This window comes from Lacrimispora sp. YZC11 (genome assembly GCF_057543815.1).
In genome coordinates this window covers 276,099-297,955 of sequence record NZ_BAAJYQ010000006.1, presented here as the reverse complement: position 1 = coordinate 297,955, position 21,857 = coordinate 276,099, and the positions used below count along the sequence as shown (strand labels likewise).

Below are 21,857 nucleotides of genomic sequence, written 5' to 3'. Positions count from 1 at the left end.
ATGGCTGAATTTACATTAGATTGTCTGGGAGAGGCTTGTCCTGTCCCGCTTATGAAAACTGAGAAGAAAATGAATGAGATATCCGTAGGAGACGTTTTAGCCGTATCCATCGATCATAGCTGTGCAATGAAGAATATTCCTGAGTGGGCAAGAAAACAGGGACATAACGTAGAGATTGAAGAAGTGGATGATGGTGAGTGGGAAATTGTCATTGAAAAGACGAAGTAAATTACTTCTGTGAAAGCAGGTGAATAAATTTGAAACAATTTTTTATTAAGCTTGGCGATCATCCGATTTACAAAAAGCTGCTAAAAGAACCCTTAACATATGTGGCCGGAGCCGTTTTGCTAGCCGTTTTCCAAATCGCCCATTTTGCAGCCCTGGGCAGCGGCTGGGGAGTGACAAGCGCATTTGCCAACTGGGGTACTTGGGTCTACAAAGCACTTGGCGGTGACGCAAGCGGCTGGGTATATTATGCCTCTGAAAAAATGCAGAAGGAGCTAAATACCAGCTTTCTGGCAGACGGTGCCTCCATCCGGAATTTGGGCATTGTACTGGGAGCCTTTGCAGCAACGTTATTTGCATCACAGTTTAAGATCAAGAAGATCAAGTCGCTTCGGCAGGTAGTGGCGGCAATTCTTGGCGGTTTATTAATGGGCTATGGAGCAAGGCTGGCTAATGGCTGTAATATAGGAGCGTTATTTACCGCAATTGCATCTTTTTCCTTATCCGGATGGGTCTTCGGGGCATTTCTGCTTGTAGGCGCTTTTCTGGGAAGCAAATTATTGGCCAAATATTTTATGTGATTTATAATCATGGGGCGATCATATTTGATTGCCCCTATAAAATATGAATCCCCGGTCATGGGAAAAGAGAAAAACGGCTGTGGAGGCTCAAAAAAGAGCATTCAGAAAGGAACGGGTTATAATGACTAAGAAAACAGAATCATATGATGTTGTAATTATAGGGGGCGGAGCAGCCGGCTTAACAGCGGGAATATATTGCGGCAGAGCCAAACTTAAAACCTTGATCATAGAAAAAACCCTGGTAGGCGGGCTTGCTACATATACCAATGAAATAGAAAACTATCCCGGTTTTCCGGATGGTGCGACAGGGCTTGGACTGATGGAATTATTTCATAAACAGGCTAAAAAGTTTGGTGTGGAGTTTAAATTGACTGATGTAAAATCCGTATCTCTGGCAGGGGATATAAAGCAGGTAGAAACATTTCGTACCATTTACCAGGCTAAAGTTGTCATTATCGGAAGCGGCGGAAAACCCCGTCTGACCGGTGCCAAAAACGAGGAATTATATCTTTATGATAAAGGGATTTCTTTCTGTGCCACCTGTGATGCAGCGGCGAATACAGGTAAAACCGTTATGGTAATAGGAAGCGGAGATGCAGCCATTGAAGAAGGGATATTTTTAACCAAATTTGCAGACAAGGTTATGGTATCTGTTATGCATGAGAATGGCAAAATGGACTGCAACGAGATTGCAAAAGCGCAGGCTCTTTCAAATCCGAAAATGGAATTTATCTGGAATACGGTTGCAGACAGTTTTGAAGGAGACGAAAGACTGCATAGGGTTGTGTTAAAAAATGTGAAAACAGAGGAAAAAATTCCTGTTCAAGTGGACAGTTGTTTCCTGTTTATCGGTTACCTGCCAAATACAGAATTATTCCGTGATATTCTGGACATGAATAGGGGAGGTTATCTGATAACAAACGAACGGATGGAAACAAACATACCCGGAGTATTTGCGGTTGGAGATGTACGTGACAAATACTTAAAGCAGGTAGCGACAGCGGTGGGAGATGGAGCCGTTGCCGGATACGGCGCGGAAAAATATGTATCGGAAAGTGAAATTTTTGATAAGCAGATTATGAATGAAGGGAACCCTTCCCTGGTGTATATTTATAATGCAATTGATCCCCAGGCAAGAGAACTGCTGCCGGTTTTCAAAGAGTTTGAACAGGATCATTGCGACATCCGGGTATCCTGCATCGATATTTATAAATCAGATGGAATTGCAAAACGCCTTGATGTTGAGAATGCTCCCTGTATCGCCTGGATCAAGAAAGGTCAGATTATGGAGAAGTATTATGGTGAAATAACTCCGGAGCGCATAAACAGCATTTGCAAATAGGAAAAATACAATTGATCCGGTTATTATCTCAACGTCCTGCGGCCAGGCCTGGCCCAGGGCGTATTTTTTTTGTTCCGGTTAACGGTGTTAGTACAGATGTGCATAAAAAAACTTCTTGACAAAGCTTGTCGAACAGTATACACTATTAACAGTGTTAAATATAAACACGAATATTTGTTTGAAAAATGGGGTGAATAGATTGAGCGGTATAGAAGAACTGGTCGGTTCATTGGAGAAACTGATGTCGCGCGGAAAAGTTATGGATGAATATAATCGTTCTGGTAAAGGTGAAATTTTTATTTTAAAATATCTCTATATGAAAGAATCACCGGCGTCACCGTCTGAATTAAGCGAAGCGCTGAACAGCAGTACAGCCAGAATCTCTGCGGCCCTCGGTACCCTTGAAAAGAAGGGGCAGATTCACCGTGAAATTGACACCACAAACCGGCGTTTTGTTTTGGTTACAATTACGGAAGATGGCCGTGAACGGATTCGTGCAAACATTGATCGAATGCGAAGTCATTTAATTCAGGTATTTACCGAAATGGGGGAAGAGGATGCAAGAGAATTTGTACGTCTCTCCAAGCGTTTCTTTGAGGTTGCCCAACGCTCTAGGCCTGATATTTGCGAATAGGGCAATTGATAACCTGGTGATTAAAAGACAGTAAGATAAAAATGCAGACCTTATACGGTCTGCATTAAAAAAACTAGATAGCTAACATCGTTTAATATGAACACTGATAACAAGGAGGATTTTTATGATTAGAATTTTCAAGTATCTCAACCCTAAAGAATGGCTGATGGCTGTATTTAGCCTGATTTTTGTGGTGGCCCAGGTCTGGCTGGATTTAAAATCGCCGGATTACATGTCAGAAATCACCATGCTGGTTCAGACGCCTGGCAGTGCCATGAGCGATATCTGGCTTGCCGGGGGTAAAATGCTTCTCTGCACACTTGGCAGCCTGGCAGCCGCTGTTATCGTCGGTTTCCTTGCCGCACGGATTGCTGCCTCATTTTCCAAACGTCTGCGCAGTCTGCTCTTCCATAAGGTGGAATCCTTTTCCATGGAGGAAATCAACCGCTTTTCGACCGACAGTCTGATTACCCGGTCTACGAACGACATTACCCAGATTCAGATGCTGGTTACAATGGGATTAATGCTGATTATCAAAGCTCCGATTATGGCCGTTTGGGCGATTACCAAAATAGCCGGAAAGGGATTTGAATGGACACTTGCCACAGGTGCGGCGGTTGCGCTTTTGGTTCTTATGATAGGCATTATCATGATTTTTGTTATGCCGAAATTTAAGAAAATGCAGGAACTGACGGATAACATGAACCGGGTTACCCGTGAAAATCTGACCGGGCTTCGGGTAGTAAGAGCTTATAATGCCGAGGATTATCAGGAAAAGAAGTTTGAGAAAGCGAATGAGGAATTAACCGGCACCCAGTTATATACAGGCCGGGCTATGGCAATCATGATGCCGGTCATGACCATGATTATGAGCGGGCTTTCCCTTTCAATTTACTGGATTGGCGCTTATTTAATTAATGTGGCACAGATGACGGATAAACTGACGCTATTTTCTAATATGGTGGTTTTTTCCAGCTATGCGATGCAGATAGTCATGTCATTTTTGATGCTGGTCATGATTTTCATCATGCTTCCCCGTGCCAGCGTTTCTGCCAAACGAATCAATGAAGTGCTGGACACCGAACCTACAATACTTGATGGCAGCAGGACAGAGGGAGTTCCCGGTTTGAAGGGTGAGGTTACGTTTAAGCATGTGGGTTTCAAATACCCGGATGCAGCGGATTACGTGTTGGAGGATGTAAACTTTACGGTAAAGCAGGGGGAAACGATTGCTTTTATCGGTTCCACAGGCAGTGGAAAATCAACGCTGATAAATCTTGTGCCGCGCTTTTTTGATGCGACAGAGGGAGAAATCTTGATTGACGGAGTGAATATCAGGGAGTACACACAGGAAGCAGTGCACAATAAAATTGGTTATGTGCCGCAAAAAGCGGTAATGTTCAAGGGGTCAGTTTCGTCCAACGTGGCTTATGGAGATAACGGCGGCAATGGTTTTTCTGAGCAAGAAATTAAGAGAGCCGTCGCAATCGCACAGGGAACTGACTTTGTTGAGCGCATGGATGGCGGCTATGAAGCAGATATTGCCCAAGGCGGTACGAATGTTTCCGGCGGGCAGAAACAGCGGCTTGCAATTGCCCGCGCAGTCTGCCGTAAGCCAGAAATCTATATATTTGATGATTCCTTTTCGGCACTTGATTATAAGACTGACCGGATTTTGCGTAATATACTGAAAAAAGAAACTGCCGGCGTGACCAGTATGATTGTGGCACAGCGTATTGGCACCATAATGGATGCTGACCAGATTATCGTGCTTGACGAAGGCAGAGTTGTGGGCAAAGGCAGACACAAAGACTTGCTGCAAAATTGCGAGGTATACAGGCAAATCGCCATAAGCCAATTAAGTGAGGAGGAACTTGTATCATGAGTGAAGTAAGATCGAACAAAAGGCCGGTGGCTGGAGGTCCGATGGGACCGGGTGTTACCGAAACACCAAAAGATTTTAAGGGAACATGGGGCAAGCTGATTGCCTATTGTAAAAATTATATGCCTGCGGTGATTGTCGCTCTTGTTATGGCAGCGATCGGAACAGCACTGCAAATTATCGGTCCGGATAAGTTAAAGGACATGACCAACGAGATCATGAAAGGACTGCCTGCGTTGATAGATGGCGTTCCTACTGCCGGGGCGATTAACTTAGATGTGGTAAAAAGCATTGCGTTTCTGTTGGTAGTATTTTATGCAGGTTCAGCGTTCCTCAATTTTATTCAAAGCTTTATGATGACAACGATAACACAAAAAATCAGCAGAAATATGCGTGCCGATATATCACATAAAATCAACAGGCTGCCATTAAAATATTTTGACAGGGTAAGCTATGGTGATGTCCTAAGCAGAGTAACCAATGACGTGGATACCATCGGGCAGACCATGAACCAAAGCATTGGAAATCTGGTTACATCCATCACCATGCTTGTGGGTTCAGCAATAATGATGTTCTATAATAACTGGATTATGGCGTTGACTGCCGTCGGAGCGAGTGTTTTTGGATTTATTATCATGGGTGTTATCATGGCAAAATCACAGAAATATTTCGTTCAGCAACAAGAAGATCTGGGTATTGCCAATGGCCATGTTGAAGAAGTTTATTCCGGTCATAATGTAGTGAAGGCTTATAACGGCGGCAAAGAAGCGAGACGGTTTTTTGAGAATGTGAACGAGAGCCTGTATAACAGCGGCTGGAAGAGTCAGTTTATGTCCGGACTGATGATGCCGCTTATGACGTTTATCGGTAACTTCGGTTATGTGGCCGTCTGTGTGGTAGGTGCGGCACTGGCTATGAACGGAACCATCAGCTTCGGTGTGATTGTTGCCTTTATGATGTATATCCGTTTGTTTACCCAACCGCTTTCGCAAATTGCTCAGGCATTCCAGAATCTGCAGAGAACCGCAGCCGCCAGTGAGCGCGTATTTGAGTTCCTTGATGCAAAAGAGCTGTCTGATGAGAGCCAAAAAGCAAAGAAGCTTACCAGTGTGAAAGGTCATGTGGAATTCCGTCATGTGAAGTTTGGATATACCCCGGATAAAATGATTATCAATGATTTTTCAGCCCAAATTAAAGCCGGACAGAAGATAGCCATTGTGGGGCCGACCGGTGCAGGAAAAACAACAGTGGTTAACCTGTTGATGCGTTTTTATGAACTGAATGGCGGAGAAATCCTGTTGGATGGCATCCCGGTCAGCCAGGTACCAAGAGAGAATGTCCATGAACAGTTTTGTATGGTATTGCAGGATACATGGCTTTTTGAAGGCACCATAAAGGAAAACATTATTTATAGCAAGCAGGGAGTGACAGATGAGCAGGTGGTTGCCGCATGCAAAGCAGTAGGGCTTCATCACTTTATCAGAACTTTACCGCAAGGGTATGACACATTGCTAAATGACAGGGCTAATCTCTCTCAGGGTCAGAAACAGCTTGTCACCATTGCCAGAGCGATGATTCAAAATGCCCCCATGTTAATTTTGGACGAAGCAACAAGTTCTGTTGATACGCGCACTGAAATTTTGATTCAGGAGGCTATGGATAAGCTGACGGCAGGACGCACTTCCTTTGTCATCGCCCATAGGCTGTCTACCATTAAAAATGCAGATTTGATTCTGGTCATGAAGGAGGGGGATATTATCGAAAGCGGTAATCATAAGGAACTGCTGGAAAAGGGTGGCTTCTACGCCGAACTATACAACAGCCAGTTTGAATCCGCTGCATAGACCAGTTCAGTTACCATTAATATTGTGGGCGTGTATCCCCACATATCGGGAGAGCGCTTGAATGACATTCAAGAGATCATGGGTTCGAACCCCGCTATCTCCGGTCAAAATAATAAGCTGCAGGCAGGAAAGCCTGTAGCTTAATTTTATATAGGGAAGAAATGGGCTTAATTTCCTCTCATTTCTCTGCAAAATTGATGTTTTTAAAAGATTGATTTGACATATTTAATTTTAAAATTAATTATATTAACATTATAATTAATATCATTGATTTTTATATTGACATATTTAATCTATAGTTGTATATTATAATCAAATAATACATCAGGGTGGTGAAAACAATGAAATACAAAGCTCCGGGTAAATGCCCCGTATGCGGTGAGAAACTTTCCATAACCAAGCTTGGCTGTCCCAAGTGCTCCACAGTTATTGAAGGAGATTTCCAGCCTTGTGAATTCTGCCGACTACCAGAAGAAGATCTTGAGTTTGTCAAGGTATTCATAAGATGCCGCGGTAATATCAAGGATGTTGAGAAAGAACTGGGTATTTCTTATCCCACGGTCCGCGGTAAACTGGATTCGGTCATAAGAGGTCTTGGATATGAAGTGTCATCAAAAGAAGTGATTAAAGAAAATGAAGATAAAACAACCGCCAGGAATGAAATTCTTGACCAATTATCAAAGGGTGAAATTTCCCCGAAAGAAGCAACGGAACGGATTAAAAACATATAATTAATAGGAGGGTCAGACCATGAGTGAACAACAAAAAATACTGGAAATGATAGAAAAAGGGCAGATTACCGCTGCCGAAGGTATGGAGCTATTGGAGGCTTTGAAAACGACTAAGGAAACAGAAACGATTCAGGTGGTTGAAACTGAAACAACTGCAAGGAGAAACTATAAGTTCTTTAAGGTCAAGGTCACGTCAGATAACAATGCCGTTAATGTTAACGTAAATATACCGATACGTCTGCTGACCACGATCAGTGAAATCGCTGATAAGATGACTAATATGGTTCCTGCGGATGCCAGAAGGGAGATGGAGGCGAAAGGTATCGATATTTCCAGCATTGATTTTGCAAAGATCATCGAGGAGGTCATAAACGGTACCTTGGATGACCCGAATATTGTGGATGTGGAAGCCTGGGATGAAAGCCATAACGCAATGGTAAAGGTGAGAGTATATGTCGATTAGGAGCTGTCATTTATTGTGGATCAGGCTCCAGATTGAGAATAGAAGGTTCATAAATATTCCCTTTCCAATCCCCTTGTATATCTTTCAGGAATTATTGGACTGTTTTCAGGACTTACTGACAGCCGCATGCTATTTTGCACCGAAAGTGCCTGATCCGAGTTCATCCTCCCGAATTAACATTTATTCAGTGAAAGTACTCGTATTCATGGTCATGAAACTGCTGGATTCTTTAACCGGGGATGCACCCTATGATCTTGTTGATGTTACAACCGACAAAGTCAAAGTATTAATTAAAATCAGGTAAAGCATGTCTATTGGAGGTAAAAATGACGAAACTGTTCTTAAAATATATATCTATCATATTAACGATATATCTGCTGTCACTTGTTTCGCAAACGATTTATATTGGCAGTATCCCGGCACTTCTTATCATGGGATTGGTGCTTTTAGTAGTAAACTTTATATTAAAGCCGATTCTGCTGTTGATTACATTACCGGTCAGTTTGCTGACCTTAGGATTATTCAGCTTTATTGTGAATGCATGGACGATCATGATTGCAGATTATTTTGTAACAGATATAAGTATGGGTGGCTTTCTTAATTCGCTGCTTGCCGCTTTCATCATCGTTATCTTTAATCACCTGTTCAAGGATATGAATAAGGTGTCATATTAATAGGTTACAAATATTAGATGTACTAGGTAATATCATAATCGCAGAAAATAAGAGGAAGAGGGTAGTCCAGATATATTTTGGAGTGCCCTTTTAAGCATTCTGATCTGTGCAGGCTATGCCTGAACGCCGGAGATCTTTAAAGTCAATGGACTCTTCTAATAAAAAATGGACTTTTGCAGACAATAAATGTATGTGATCGCCTTCATTATTACGTGTTACCAGGAAATTTAACAGATCAATCTGTCGAGTGTAGTCCTTGGCTGAGAATCCAGTTACTTAAGACAGGCCTTCGGCTTGTATGCAGTATACAGCAATGCTCTGCATGTTCTTTCAATCGCCAGTTTCACACTTTCCCAAGTAACACTGATGCTGCGCTGGCAGATTAAATTATAATGGCAGTGACATTTGATTCTTGTTTTTATGATATATTATAACCAGGTAAAAATTTTGAAGGCATTGAAGGGAGAGAATAATATGACTGGATTATGCAATGAAAAGCTTGTTTATGGAAACTTAATCAATGGAAGATGGGTGGAATCAGCATCGGGTAATGTCATTACCATAACATCCCCTGTAGACGGTTCTTTAATCGGAGAGATACAGGCAATCAGCAAAGAAGAGGTCAATGAGGTTATCCGGTATTCGAAAGAAAGTCTCTCTTTGTGGACCGGTATACCAATATTTGAAAGGGCCCGGATATTATACAAAGCGGCAGAGCTTTTGGAGGAAAGGGCAGAAGAAATATCAAATATCCTGATGATGGAGATTGCAAAAGATAAGAAATCTTCCATATCAGAAGTGAAGAGAACCGCAGATTTCCTCCGTTTTACTGCAGATGCAGGAAAAAGTCTGGAAGGAATAGCAGTAAGCGGTGAAAATTTCCCAGGTGGCTCCCGCAATAAGATATCCTATGTAAAAAGAATTCCTCTTGGTACCGTATTAGCCATATCACCTTTTAATTACCCAATTAATTTATCAGCTTCCAAGATAGCACCGGCGTTGATCGGGGGCAACACGGTTATATTAAAACCGGCGACACAGGGAGCTATCAGCGCTCTTCACCTTGTAAACGCATTACAGGATGCCGGATTGCCGGAAGGAGTGCTGCAAACCGTTACCGGTAAAGGCAGTGAGATTGGTGATTATATTGTAACGCATGAAAGCATTGACTTTATTAATTTTACAGGCAGTACGGAGGTTGGCAGGCATTTATCCAAGATTTCCTGTATGACCCCTTTATTACTGGAACTTGGCGGTAAGGATGCGGCCCTTGTACTGGAAGATGCTGATCTGGAATACGCGGCAAAAAATATTGTAGAGGGTGCATTTTCTTATTCCGGACAGCGTTGCACGGCTGTGAAGCGTATTATTACTACTGATAAAGTAGCAGACCAGCTGGTAGACAAACTGAAAACGGGAATTGAAAAATTATCTGTGGGAGATCCCCGGGATAGTGTAGTAGTCACTCCTTTGATTGATCAGAAAGCTGCTGATTTTGCCGAATTCTTAATTCAGGATGCCATTGAAAAGGGTGCAGAACTTATTGTCGGAAATAAGAGAGAAGGTAATTTAGTCTATCCTACTTTGCTGGATAAAGTAACCGTGGATATGGAGATTGCATGGAAAGAACCGTTTTCACCAATTCTTCCTATTATCCGGGTGAAAAATATGGATGAAGCGGTAGAGATAGCTAACCGCTCAGAATATGGCTTACAGTCTTCCGTATTTACCAATGATATTAACAAGGCTTTTCGAATTGCTGAAAAATTAGAAGTTGGAACCGTACAGATTAATAACAAAACGGAAAGAGGCCCGGACCATTTTCCGTTTTTGGGAGTAAAAGCCTCCGGTATGGGTACCCAGGGTGTAAAGTACTCCATAGAAGCAATGACAAGACCAAAAGCTATCACCATAAATTTGATAGAATAAAAGGAATCTCAAACAAAAACTGCCATGCAAACCCATGATTACGTATGCTTCATCCATTGATTTTAATTATTAAACGATAAAATGCCCGTGGAAATGGGAAATGCAGCCTGCTTTTCCCTTAAAACAATATTAGAATCACACATTATACATTCAATTTTAGCTTTATATATATATTTAAAAGTTAGTTTCGAAATGATACCGCTTATTTAATGCTTCATCTTGTTATTCTTATATAGAATCACCTAATTGCATTTGATTACAAAAAAAGTCATATAAATAGGAAACGGAAATGTTATGTTTGACACATCAGTCCTAATACACCTGGGGTTCTCTGCTCGTTGTCAGAATCATTTCAAAAGGTTGTGCAAAAAATCATTGACAGTGCAAAAATACTCTGATAATATCAATTATAAATAACGGATGATGAATACGAGAGAGAGCACAATCTGTGCCGCCGAAGGGGAATGCAGAAACTCTCAGGCAAAAGGATCGGATTCGGACGTAACTCTGGAGAACATTTATGTACCGAAGAAGTCAATCTTTCAGGTAAAAGGACAGAGGCAGACAGGAATATTTCATACGAATATTTCTTTCTGCCTTTTTTTGTGCATATAAACGGATGATGTTCCTATATTATCATATAAATTATCTAAGGAGGATTAAGACATGGAGCTAAAAACACCGCTTTATGAGATGCATCTGAAGTATCACGGCAAAATAGTCCCTTTTGCCGGGTATCTGCTTCCCATCCAATATGAAGAGGGGATCATAAAAGAGCATATGGCAGTAAGAACAAGGGCAGGGCTTTTTGATGTTTCCCATATGGGGGAAATAATCTGTAAGGGAAAAGACGCACTTGATAATCTGCACCGGCTGCTGACCAATGATTTCACTGATATGGAGGTCGGACAGGCAAGATACAGCCCCATGTGCAATGAGCACGGGGGAACGGTGGACGATCTGATTGTTTATAAGAAAAAAGAAGAGGAGTACTTTATCGTTGTTAATGCTTCCAATAAAGAAAAGGATTACCAATGGATGCTGGAACATAAATTAGGAGAAGTGGTGTTTGAAGACATTTCTGATAAAATCACGCAAATCGCCCTGCAGGGTCCCAGATCACAGGAAATACTTATGAAACTTACCACAGATATTCCTGAAAAATACTATCATGCAGTTTTTGATGGAAAAGTGGCCGGAATCACATGTATGGTATCCAGAACCGGTTATACAGGGGAAGATGGTTTTGAGCTTTATCTAGACAATGCACATGCTGAGACAATGTGGGAAACGCTCATGGAGGCAGGCAGGGAATATGGACTGATCCCCTGCGGGCTGGGGGCCAGAGACACTCTGAGGCTGGAGGCCGGCATGCCGCTGTACGGACATGAAATGAACGATGATATAAATCCAGTGGAAATCGGTCTTGGGTTTGCTGTTAAAATGCAGAAGGAGGATTTTATCGGTAAAAGCTATTTGCCGGATAAGGATTCCCTCATAAGAAAACGTGTAGGCTTAAGAGTAACAGGGCGGGGAATCATACGGGAACAGGAAGATGTACTTGTAAACGGGAAGAAAGCAGGCTTTACAACATCGGGAACCCATTGCCCCTATTTAGGTTACCCTGCAGCCATGGCTATTTTGGAAAAGGAATATACGAAAGCAGGTACAAAAGTATCGGTAATCGTCCGGGGAAGAGAAGTAGAAGCAGAAGTGGTAGCCCTGCCATTTTATAAAAAATCAAAATAAACCATTAAGGTAACACCCTTTGGGTGCATCTGCATGCCCGGATAACGTGGGCAATAACAAGGAAAAGGAGAAGGAAATATGAAGGTATTAGAAAATCTGGTTTACACAAAAACACATGAATGGGTGAGGTTTGAGGATGAAACAACCGCTTTGGTCGGACTTACGGATCACGCCCAGCAGTCATTGGGAGAGCTTGTTTTCGTCAATCTTCCGGAAGAAGGTGACGAGACGACAGCCGGTGAAGTTTTTGCCGATGTGGAATCCGTAAAAGCTGTTTCGGATGTATATTGCCCGGTAACCGGAGTTGTATCAGAAGTCAATGAAGAACTTCTGGACGCACCGGAAAAGATCAATGAGGCTCCTTATGAGGCCTGGTTTGTGAAGATAACTGATATTACGGATAAAGAAGAATTCTTAAGTCCTGAGGAATACGGAGAATTTGTAAAAAAAGAAATGGAATAAAGGAGATCTGCATATGGGTTCATTTGTACCGGCAACCGACCATGACAGAAAAGAAATGCTGTCAGCGATCGGAATTGAGAGCATAGAAGACCTTTTTGGGCAGCTTCCCCAGGAAGTTTTATTAAAGGAAGGATTGAATCTTCCCAGCGGAATGTCTGAAATGGAAGTAAGTATTAAGATGGAAGGCATTGCAGCAAAAAATACGGTGTTTCCGGTCATATTCAGAGGAGCAGGTGCTTACAGGCATTACATTCCATCCATTGTGAAAAGTGTGTTATCCAAGGAAACTCTGTACACTGCCTATACCCCGTATCAGGCGGAAATCAGCCAGGGAATCTTACAATCCATATATGAATACCAGACAATGATCTGTGAAATTACAGGAATGGATACGGCCAATGCCTCCGTATATGACGGTGCGGCTGCAGCGGCAGAAGCGGTAGCTATGTGCCGGGACAGAAAGAAAAACAGGGCATTTGTTTCCGCAGCGGTTCATCCTCAGGCAATGGAGACCATAAAGACTTATTGTTTTGGAAATGGGATGGAACTGACAGTTATTCCTGAGAAAGACGGTGTAACGGATTTAGATTTTCTGAAAGAACATCTGGATAGTCAGGCCGCATGTGTTTATATTCAGAATCCCAATTATTACGGAAGTCTGGAACCGGCTGATGAAATCGGATACATAGCAAAGGAAACCGGTGCACGGTATATTATGGGCGTGAATCCCATTTCCCTGGGGATCATAAAGACGCCGGCAGAATACGGCGCTGATATTGCAGTGGGAGAGGGACAGCCTCTTGGACTACCCCTGTCATTCGGCGGACCATATATCGGCTTTATGGCATGTACGAAAGAACTGATCAGAAAGCTGCCGGGAAGGATCGTCGGAGAAACCGTTGATTCCAACGGAAAAACAGGATACGTCCTGACCCTTCAGGCAAGGGAACAGCATATCCGGAGAGAAAAGGCGTTAAGCAACATCTGCTCAAACCAGGCGCTTTGTGCATTGGCAGTGTCAGTTTATTTATCGGCAATGGGGGCTGAAGGACTAAAGCAAACAGCCATACAGTGTATGTCAAAGGCCCATTATATGGCGGAGCAATTGGAAGCAATCGGGTATTCAGTTGTAAACCGCGGGGAATTCTTCCACGAATTTGTGACCATTTCAAAAATCCCGGCTGAACAGGTGATGGGGATACTGGAGGAACATGGAATTCTTGGCGGCTATCCCTTAACCGGTGAAAGAGCCGGACAGATCTTGTGGTGCTGTACGGAAATGAATGCAAAGGATGACATAGACCGTGTCATTCGCATTCTGAAGGAGGTGTAAGGTTATGCTGATATTTGAAAAGGGACAGGAAGGAAGAAAGATGAGCATTCTGCCGGAATGTGATGTGCCGGTGAGCCTGCCGGAAGAAGGCAGCTTAAGAAAAAAGAGCCTGCACCTTCCCCAAATGTCTGAAAATGATATAAGCAGGCATTATACAGAAGCAGCGAAAAAAGCATATGGTGTCAATGACGGCTTTTATCCTTTGGGTTCCTGTACCATGAAATATAATCCCAAGATCAATGAAGACATAGCGGGTCTTCCTGGCTTTAAGCAGATTCATCCGCTGCAGCCGGAGCATACGGTACAGGGCTGTATGGAGGTATTGAAAACAGCAGAGCAATACTTATGTGAGATCACTGGAATGAACCGGATGACCTTCCAGCCGGCAGCAGGAGCCCACGGTGAATTTACCGGACTTTTGCTGATAAAGGCTTATCATGAGAGCCGCGGTGACAAAAAAAGAACAAAGATCATAGTACCGGATTCCGCCCATGGTACCAATCCTGCAAGTGCGACAATGGTGGGATTTTCGGTAATCAGTATCCCGTCTGCAGAAGACGGCGGAGTGGATTTGGAGGAACTAAGAAAAGCGGTCGGGGAAGATACGGCAGGACTGATGCTGACCAATCCCAATACATTAGGACTTTTTGATAAAAACATACTGGAGATTACAAAAATCGTTCATGAAGCCGGAGGACTGAATTACTATGATGGGGCGAATTTAAACGCCGTTATGGGAATGATAAGACCGGGTGACATGGGATTTGATGTGGTCCATTTAAATCTCCATAAGACATTTTCTACTCCTCACGGAGGCGGAGGCCCGGGCAGCGGACCAGTGGGCTGCAAGGATCTCCTGGCTGAATTTTTACCGGGCAGCATGGTGGAGGAAGATAAGGGATATACGTTTCATCGTCCTGCCAGTACCATCGGACAGGTGAAAAGCTTTTATGGTAACTTTTTAATTGTGGTCAGAGCCATGACGTATTTATTTATGCTTGGAAAGGAAGGCGTTCCGGAAGCCTCAAAGCATGCCGTATTAAACGCCAATTATATGATGGCGCAATTAAAGGATGTATATGATATGGCATACCAGGGACCCTGCATGCACGAATTTGTCATGAGCCTGGCAAGGCTTAAAAAAGAAACTGGTGTATCAGCCATGGACATAGCAAAAGGACTTTTGGACCATGGAATCCATCCGCCGACCATGTATTTTCCGCTGATCGTACCAGAAGCCTTAATGGCAGAACCTACGGAAACGGAGTCAAAAGAAACTTTGGATGAAGTGATTTCTGTATTGCGCAGCCTCCATGAAACAGCAATGTCACATCCGGAAGCTCTTCATCACGCACCCATCCATACACCAGTCACAAGACTTGATGAAGTAAGGGCAGCCAGAAATCCAAAGTTAAAGTACGACTTCTTAAATAAGGAAACAGATAAAGATGATACAGGAAATTAAATATATAGACGGAAGCAGCCATGACCCGTATCTGAATCTTGCGATTGAGGAGTATTTATTGGAAACAGCAGGGCGGGATACTTCTATCCTATACCTTTGGCAGAATGAAAATACTGTTGTGATCGGTAAAAACCAGAATCCATGGAAGGAATGCAGGATCCGGGAACTGGAGCAGGATGGCGGCCACCTGGTGAGAAGGCTTTCAGGAGGCGGCGCCGTATTCCATGACCTTGGCAATTTAAATTTTACGTTTCTTGTTAACAAGAATCATTATGATCTGGATAAACAGCTTGAGGTCATTTTAAGCGGGGTCAAAAAACTGGGAATTCATGCAGAAAAATCCGGACGAAATGATATCACCGTATCGGACAGGAAGTTTTCCGGCAATGCCTTTTATAACAGAGGGGAGAAATGCTATCATCATGGGACCCTGCTGGTTCATGCAGATATGGAGAAGCTTTCTAAATACCTGCAGGTTTCAAAGGATAAACTGGCATTAAAAGGAGTGGACTCCGTTAAATCCAGGGTAACCAATCTTTCGGAATACCGGGCTGGTTTAACCATTGATATGCTAAAGGAAAAACTTCTTGAGGCATTTGAAGAAACTTATGGACGTAAGGCGGTTTTCTGCAGGCAGGAGGATTTAGACCAGGAAGCATTGTCAGAGGGAAGGAAGAAATTTTCTTCCTGGGATTGGCTGTACGGGCGTAACATGGATTTTCAGTACGAACTGTCAAAGCGCTTTGTTTGGGGAAATGTAATCTGGCAGTTTCAGGTGAACAGCGGGATCATACAGGATCTGCAATTGTATTCCGATTCCATGGAACCGGATCTTATGGACCGGATCCCCGGGCATATAAAGGGAAGCAGATATGAGAATGAAGATATCTGCAATAAGCTGGATCAGGTGCCTGCAGATACCCAGGCCCAGTCGGCCATGATAAAAGACTTAAAAGAGTTTTTTGCTGCTGCAGAATTATAGAGACCAGGGAGGGATAGGATGGAAGAACGATATGATCTGCTTGTTATTGGTGCAGGCCCCGGAGGATATGTAGCAGCGATTAAGGCTGCAAAGCTGGGAATGAAGACGGCTGTGATCGAAAACCGGGAAGCAGGAGGTACCTGCTTAAACCGTGGCTGCGTTCCTGCAAAGGCCATGCTGCATGCAGCCAAATTATATCAGGAGGTCCTGACAGGAGAGAGATTCGGAATCATCTCAAAAGAGGTGAGCTGTGATTATGGAAAAGTGATGTCCTATAAAAATGAAACATCCGAAAGTCTCAGACTGGGTGTGGAACAGCTTCTTAAGGGAAATAAAATTGATCGGATACACGGAACTGGGATGCTGACCAAGGATGGAACGGTCAGGGTCAAGACAGAGGAAGGGGAAGAACTCCTTCAGGCGAAACATATCCTGCTGGCAACAGGATCAAAGCCAGCCATTTTGCCCATAGAAGGTATCCGTCTTTCCGGAGTCATGACCAGCGATGAGTTGTTTCAGCTTGATCATATACCGGAAAGCCTGATTATTATAGGCGGAGGAGTCATTGGGGTGGAGTTTGCCACCGTATTCGCTTCCTTTGGCTCCAAGGTCACCTTACTGGAGGCGGAAGAAAGACTTTTACCCGGTCTGGATAAAGAAATCTCACAGAATTTAAAGCTGATTTTGAAAAAGAAAGGCGTTGACATTCATACCAAAGCATTTGTCCGGAAAATTGAAAAACAGGGCAGTGATTTTATCTGTACCTATGGGGAGATGGCAAAAGACAAAGAAAAGATTGAAGTCTTAAAGACGCCATACCTGCTTTCCGCCACCGGACGTATACCCAATACGGACGGATTGCTGGAGGAAGAGAAATTACTTGAAATGGACCGGGGCAGGATTGTGGTGAAGGAAAACTTTGAAACAAGTATGCCGGGCGTGTTTGCGATCGGAGATGTGATCGGAGGCATCCAGCTGGCCCATGCTGCAAGCTCTCAGGGCATCTGTGCTGTGGAACTTATGAACGGGAGAGAGCCGTCCATCGATTTATCAGTAATTCCGTCATGTGTTTATACGGATCCTGAAATTGCATGTGTCGGAATAACAGAAGAGGAAGCAAAAGGGAAAGGGATTGAGACCGTTATCGGGAAAACCTTAACCCATGCCAACTGTAAATCATTTATAACAAAGGAAGAGAGAGGCTTTGTTAAAGTTGTAACAGATAAGGAAACGGGCGCATTGCTGGGAGCGCAGATGATGTGCGCCAGAGCTACGGACATGATTGGAGAGATGGGAACAGCCATCACCAATAAACTTACTGCAGAACAGCTTTTAAAAGCCATGCGGGCTCATCCTACCTATAATGAATCTGTAGCGGAAGCGTTGGAGGATTGTATTGGCGGAGCGATTCATACCCTGCCCCGCAGATAACCGCGATATCACGCTTGAATGTTATTTAAGAGGTTAGGGGTTCAACTCCCGTTTCTCCATATCACAATAAGCTGCAGGCATAAAAGCCTGCGGCTTTAATTTTGTTGATAGGGTTGGAATACTTGATAAAATTAAGGATAGGTAATGAATGGTACATCTTCAACTAAGAGGATGTACTTTTTTTGATGATATAGTTCGGTCTCTTTTTATTAACAGGCTGGCGCTGCGGATACAAGTCTAATCGGTAATTTCTGTGACGTTAGCTTGTTCGAAAAAGGAAGGAAATTGTTCGAAACATGTTTCTTAAAAGTAAATTATTGTAAGTATTGTCAATAGCAGAAAATGAACTGGACATATTAGAATAGTTATATATTATAGAAAGCGCTTTCTTAATTAAAAATACATGAAAAAGCAGGAGGATAAGAAACGAAATATATTAAAAATAAATCAATAATATCAAAATAAAGGCATATATTTCACTGCATTTTACTGCGTAAAGAAAGCGCTGTAAATGAAGGAGTAATTGAAATATGGCTACAATATACGATGTTTCAAGAGAATCTGGGTTTTCCGTTTCTACGGTTTCCAAAGTAATAAACAATTACAGTGGCGTCAATAAGGAAACCAGTGCGCTTGTGAAACAAAAGATAAAGGAACTGGGATTTGTGCCAAATAATACGGCAAGAACACTGGCGACTCAGAAATCCTGGCTGATAGGGATCGTTTTTGCAGAGGAACAGGGGATGGGGATCATGCATCCGCATTACAGCGGCATTCTGCAGGGATTTAAAAAGGTGGCCGGAGGTTATGGCTACGACATTGTTTTTATCAACAATTTCCTGGGAGAAAAAAAGATATCCTTTCTGGAACACTGCAAATACCGGAATGTGGACGGAGTCTTGCTGGCGTTAAATAACAGTTTCCTGGAGCAGTTTAAGGATTTACTTGATGCTCCCCTGCCAAAAGTATCGGTGGAGGGAATATTTGCAGGGGTTCCGTCAGTCATTTCCGATAATGCCATGGCCGCAAATCAGAGCTTAAAGCACCTTTATATGCTAGGTCACAGGAAAATAGCGATTCTGGCTGGTCCTCAGGACACAGTTTCCGGCAGCGTAAGGTTTAAGGAATACAGGCGGTTCATAAAAGAGAATAATCTGGAATGGAATCCAAAGTACTGTGTGGAAGCATCCAAATATTCAAGAGAAGCCGGATTGGAAGCTGTGAATATTCTTTTTCAGCAATGCTGGGATGAATTTCCTACTGCCATTTATGCCACTTATGATGAATATGCCAGTGCGGCCATAGAGATCTTGAGGAAGAGAGGCTTTCGGATTCCGGAAGATGTATCTGTAATCGGAAATGATGATTTGCCTGTAGCTTCCTATGTCACACCGGGAATTACGACGATTCGCCAGGACCGGGAGCAGATCGGAGCACAGGCAGCAAAGCTGCTGGTGGAAATAATGGAAAAGAAAACAGAGAGTACGGAAACAATAAGAATTCCCACAAAGCTGATTGTAAGGGAAAGCACTTTCCGGATGCCGTAAAAGTACTGAGAAAGGCGGCTTCAAAATGAAACAGAAAAATGATAGGAACAAACGACTATGACTTTAATTCATAATCCTATTTTAAGAGGATTTAATCCCGACCCTTCGATCCTGAGAGTCGGACAGAATTATTACATTGCTACTTCGACTTTTGAGTGGTTTCCGGGAATAAGACTTTATCATTCCACTGATCTGGTGAACTGGGATCTCATCGGTTATCCGCTTGATTCAACAGATAAAATCAATATGCTGGGAGAAGATAATTCCTGCGGAGTATGGGCTCCGTGTCTGTCCTGCAGTGAAGGGATCTTTTATCTGGTATATACCGATGTGAAGTCCTTTCGGGGCAGTTTTAAGGATACTCATAATTATCTGATTACGGCAGAAAACATCTGCGGACCGTGGAGCGAACCGGTTTATTTAAACTCCAGCGGATTTGATCCGTCCCTGTTCCATGACGAAAACGGAAAAAAATACTTTTTAAACATGCAGATGGATTACCGTTCGTATCATTCCAAATTCGGCGGAATTGTTCTTCAGGAATACGATTGCCGTAAGAAAAAGCTGGTTGGAGAGCAGAAGCTGATTTTTAAGGGCTCCCACATCGGGTATACGGAAGGACCCCATCTGTACCAAAGGAACGGGTACTATTATCTGGTCACTGCAGAAGGTATGACAGGCTTTGAGCATGCCGTTACAGTGGCCAGGAGCCGGACACTTTTTGGGCCTTATGAGACGGCGCCTAATACGCCGCTTCTTACGGCACACCATCTGCCGGAATGCGGACTTCAAAAAGCAGGACATGCCAGTATTGTAAGTACGCCGGATGGGGAATGGTATCTGGCACACTTATGCAGCAGACCGGTTGGCGAAGACAGAAGGTGCATACTGGGAAGAGAAACTGGACTGCAGCGGGTTATATGGCGTAATGACTGGCTGTATATGGAGAACGGAACCATAGGGCCGGATATGGTGCTCCAGGTAGGAATGGGAGAAAAGGAGATTCCGGTTAACCCTGTGAAGCTGTTTGAGGATTTTAACGGCAGAACATGGGACAAGAATCTGCAGACACTGAGGCTCCCCCTTGGTGAAAGAGGGGATTTAAAGGCAAGAGAAGGCTGGCTGAGGCTGTATGGGGCAGAATCCTTAAATTCAAAATACAGGCAGTCTCTGCTGGCACACCGGCAGCAGGAATTTTATGTGGAAGCAGTTACGAAGATTGATTTTGAACCTCAAAGCTTCCAGCAGATGGCCGGACTGACGTATTTTTATAATACGGACTGTTACTATTACCTGTATCTTTCAAGAGACGAATATGAGGGAAAGACACTTTCCATTCTTCAATGTGATTTGGGGAAAGGGAGCCATCCCATAGGCATGGGAGTTTCCATCCCAGAGCATAGGGAGCTGTTTCTCCGGCTGAAGACGTCAAAGGAAAAAGCACAGTTTTCCTATTCCCTCGATGGGGAGACTTATTTAAATATCGGAGATGCCATGGATGCGACTAAGCTTTCCGATGATTATTTCCAAAAAACCGGTCATGTTATGTTTACAGGAGCTTTTATTGGCATATGCTGTCAGGATTTATCCGGTGTGGGAGGGTATGCGGATTTTGATTTCTTTTCCTATAAGGAAGAGTAGGTTTTGGGAGGGATATTAATGAAGGGTTTCGAGTATGTCTGGAAAAAGAAGTGGTCTTATCTGATGCTTCTTTTTCCTGTGCTGTATTATATCATTTTTAAGTACATTCCCATGGGAGGCCTGGTAATGGCTTTTCAGGACTACAATATCTTCCGTGGAGTGTTTGATAGCAAATTTGTAGGATTTTCGGTATTTGAAAAAATTTTTAGAGATAAACAGTTTTGGAATGTTGTCAGAAACACTCTTATGCTGAACCTGCTTACCCTGGTAATGAATTTTCCTCTTACTATCGGTTTGGCGCTGCTGCTCAATGAGGTTACCAATGCGCGTTTCAAAAAGCTGTCACAGTCTCTGCTGTATTTGCCTCACTTTATCTCCTGGGTGGTTGTAGCAGGAATCGCGATGAACCTTTTTTCAGTTACATCAGGAACTTTTAATCATATGATCAAAGCAGCAGGAGGAGATCCTATTCCGTTTTTAAGCAGCAACGGCTGGTGGATATTTACCTATGTGGTCTGTAATGTGTGGAAAGAGATCGGCTGGGGTACGGTGATTTATTTAGCAGCACTGACCGGAGTGGATGAAAGCCTTTATGAGGCTGCTTATCTGGACGGAGCTTCCAAGATAAAACGGATTATACATATTACCATTCCCATGATTAAGCCTGTGATCATCACCATGCTGATTCTATCAGTCAGCAAAATGATGTCCATTGGACTGGATGCGCCTCTTCTTCTCGGCAATACAAAGGTCATGGGGGTATCTGAAGTGATCAGTACTTATATCTACAGGATCGGTATTGAAAAAGCACAGTATTCCCAGTCAACAGCGGTCGGACTGTTCCAGTCAGTTGTCAATATCATCGTTTTGCTTGCGGCTGATAAGTTTGCAAAGAAGATCGGGGAAGAAGGGATCATATAGCCGAATGAAAAGAACAGGAGG

The 21,857-nt window shown here is 43.2% G+C and carries 19 protein-coding genes and 2 riboswitches; all 19 genes read left to right on the top strand.

What is annotated here, in order from left to right; all coding sequences use genetic code 11:
- Positions 1-228, top strand: a complete 228-nt coding sequence (locus AC27IJ_RS07625; protein WP_312443063.1) for a sulfurtransferase TusA family protein — start codon at positions 1-3, stop codon at positions 226-228.
- Positions 229-257: 29 nt separating this feature from the next.
- The gene (locus tag AC27IJ_RS07620; RefSeq protein WP_312443064.1) at positions 258-806 is read left to right on the top strand and encodes a YeeE/YedE thiosulfate transporter family protein; all 549 of its coding nucleotides are present in this window, start codon (positions 258-260) and stop codon (positions 804-806) included.
- A gap of 121 nt (positions 807-927) precedes the next feature.
- Positions 928-2,148: an FAD-dependent oxidoreductase gene (locus tag AC27IJ_RS07615; RefSeq protein WP_312443066.1), complete on the top strand. Its 1,221-nt coding sequence runs from the start codon at positions 928-930 to the stop codon at positions 2,146-2,148.
- A gap of 199 nt (positions 2,149-2,347) precedes the next feature.
- On the top strand, positions 2,348-2,782 hold the full coding sequence (locus AC27IJ_RS07610; RefSeq protein ID WP_312443068.1) for a MarR family winged helix-turn-helix transcriptional regulator: 435 nt from the start codon (positions 2,348-2,350) through the stop codon (positions 2,780-2,782).
- 124 nt (positions 2,783-2,906) lie between these two features.
- Positions 2,907-4,667: an ABC transporter ATP-binding protein gene (locus AC27IJ_RS07605; RefSeq protein WP_312501297.1), complete on the top strand. Its 1,761-nt coding sequence runs from the start codon at positions 2,907-2,909 to the stop codon at positions 4,665-4,667.
- Positions 4,664-6,508, top strand: coding sequence for an ABC transporter ATP-binding protein (locus AC27IJ_RS07600; protein WP_312501295.1), 1,845 nt, complete (start codon positions 4,664-4,666; stop codon positions 6,506-6,508). The genes AC27IJ_RS07605 and AC27IJ_RS07600 overlap by 4 nt, the downstream gene beginning before the upstream one ends.
- A gap of 341 nt (positions 6,509-6,849) precedes the next feature.
- On the top strand, positions 6,850-7,239 hold the full coding sequence (locus AC27IJ_RS07595; RefSeq protein WP_312443071.1) for a DUF2089 domain-containing protein: 390 nt from the start codon (positions 6,850-6,852) through the stop codon (positions 7,237-7,239).
- 19 nt (positions 7,240-7,258) lie between these two features.
- A complete protein-coding gene (locus tag AC27IJ_RS07590) occupies positions 7,259-7,702 on the top strand; it encodes an SHOCT-like domain-containing protein (RefSeq protein ID WP_312443072.1) in 444 nt (147 codons plus the stop codon).
- 326 nt (positions 7,703-8,028) lie between these two features.
- Positions 8,029-8,376: a phage holin family protein gene (locus AC27IJ_RS07585; RefSeq protein ID WP_312443073.1), complete on the top strand. Its 348-nt coding sequence runs from the start codon at positions 8,029-8,031 to the stop codon at positions 8,374-8,376.
- A gap of 474 nt (positions 8,377-8,850) precedes the next feature.
- On the top strand, positions 8,851-10,305 hold the full coding sequence (locus AC27IJ_RS07580; RefSeq protein ID WP_312443074.1) for an NADP-dependent glyceraldehyde-3-phosphate dehydrogenase: 1,455 nt from the start codon (positions 8,851-8,853) through the stop codon (positions 10,303-10,305).
- 420 nt (positions 10,306-10,725) lie between these two features.
- A riboswitch (glycine riboswitch) is annotated at positions 10,726-10,807 on the top strand.
- A riboswitch (glycine riboswitch) is annotated at positions 10,808-10,873 on the top strand.
- 98 nt (positions 10,874-10,971) lie between these two features.
- Positions 10,972-12,054 (top strand): glycine cleavage system aminomethyltransferase GcvT, encoded by a 1,083-nt coding sequence (gene gcvT, locus AC27IJ_RS07575; protein WP_487148239.1) that lies wholly within the window; start codon positions 10,972-10,974, stop codon positions 12,052-12,054.
- Positions 12,055-12,132: 78 nt separating this feature from the next.
- The gene (gcvH, locus tag AC27IJ_RS07570; RefSeq protein WP_312443076.1) at positions 12,133-12,516 is read left to right on the top strand and encodes a glycine cleavage system protein GcvH; all 384 of its coding nucleotides are present in this window, start codon (positions 12,133-12,135) and stop codon (positions 12,514-12,516) included.
- Positions 12,517-12,529: 13 nt separating this feature from the next.
- Complete coding sequence (gene gcvPA, locus AC27IJ_RS07565) at positions 12,530-13,849, top strand: aminomethyl-transferring glycine dehydrogenase subunit GcvPA (RefSeq protein WP_312443077.1); 1,320 nt, start codon at positions 12,530-12,532, stop codon at positions 13,847-13,849.
- Between the two features lie 4 nt (positions 13,850-13,853).
- Entirely contained in the window at positions 13,854-15,314 is a 1,461-nt protein-coding gene (gene gcvPB / locus AC27IJ_RS07560; protein WP_312443078.1) for an aminomethyl-transferring glycine dehydrogenase subunit GcvPB, read from the top strand.
- Positions 15,298-16,296, top strand: a complete 999-nt coding sequence (gene lplA, locus AC27IJ_RS07555; protein ID WP_312443079.1) for a lipoate--protein ligase — start codon at positions 15,298-15,300, stop codon at positions 16,294-16,296. The genes gcvPB and lplA overlap by 17 nt, the downstream gene beginning before the upstream one ends.
- A gap of 18 nt (positions 16,297-16,314) precedes the next feature.
- On the top strand, positions 16,315-17,727 hold the full coding sequence (lpdA, locus tag AC27IJ_RS07550; RefSeq protein ID WP_312443081.1) for a dihydrolipoyl dehydrogenase: 1,413 nt from the start codon (positions 16,315-16,317) through the stop codon (positions 17,725-17,727).
- Positions 17,728-18,257: 530 nt separating this feature from the next.
- Complete coding sequence (locus AC27IJ_RS07545; RefSeq protein WP_312443083.1) at positions 18,258-19,274, top strand: LacI family DNA-binding transcriptional regulator; 1,017 nt, start codon at positions 18,258-18,260, stop codon at positions 19,272-19,274.
- A gap of 57 nt (positions 19,275-19,331) precedes the next feature.
- Complete coding sequence (locus tag AC27IJ_RS07540; RefSeq protein WP_312501293.1) at positions 19,332-20,915, top strand: glycoside hydrolase family 43 protein; 1,584 nt, start codon at positions 19,332-19,334, stop codon at positions 20,913-20,915.
- A gap of 18 nt (positions 20,916-20,933) precedes the next feature.
- Positions 20,934-21,836 carry an ABC transporter permease gene (locus tag AC27IJ_RS07535; protein ID WP_312443085.1) on the top strand — a complete coding sequence of 301 codons (903 nt, stop codon included), beginning with the start codon at positions 20,934-20,936 and terminating at the stop codon, positions 21,834-21,836.
- Positions 21,837-21,857: the final 21 nt, after the last annotated feature.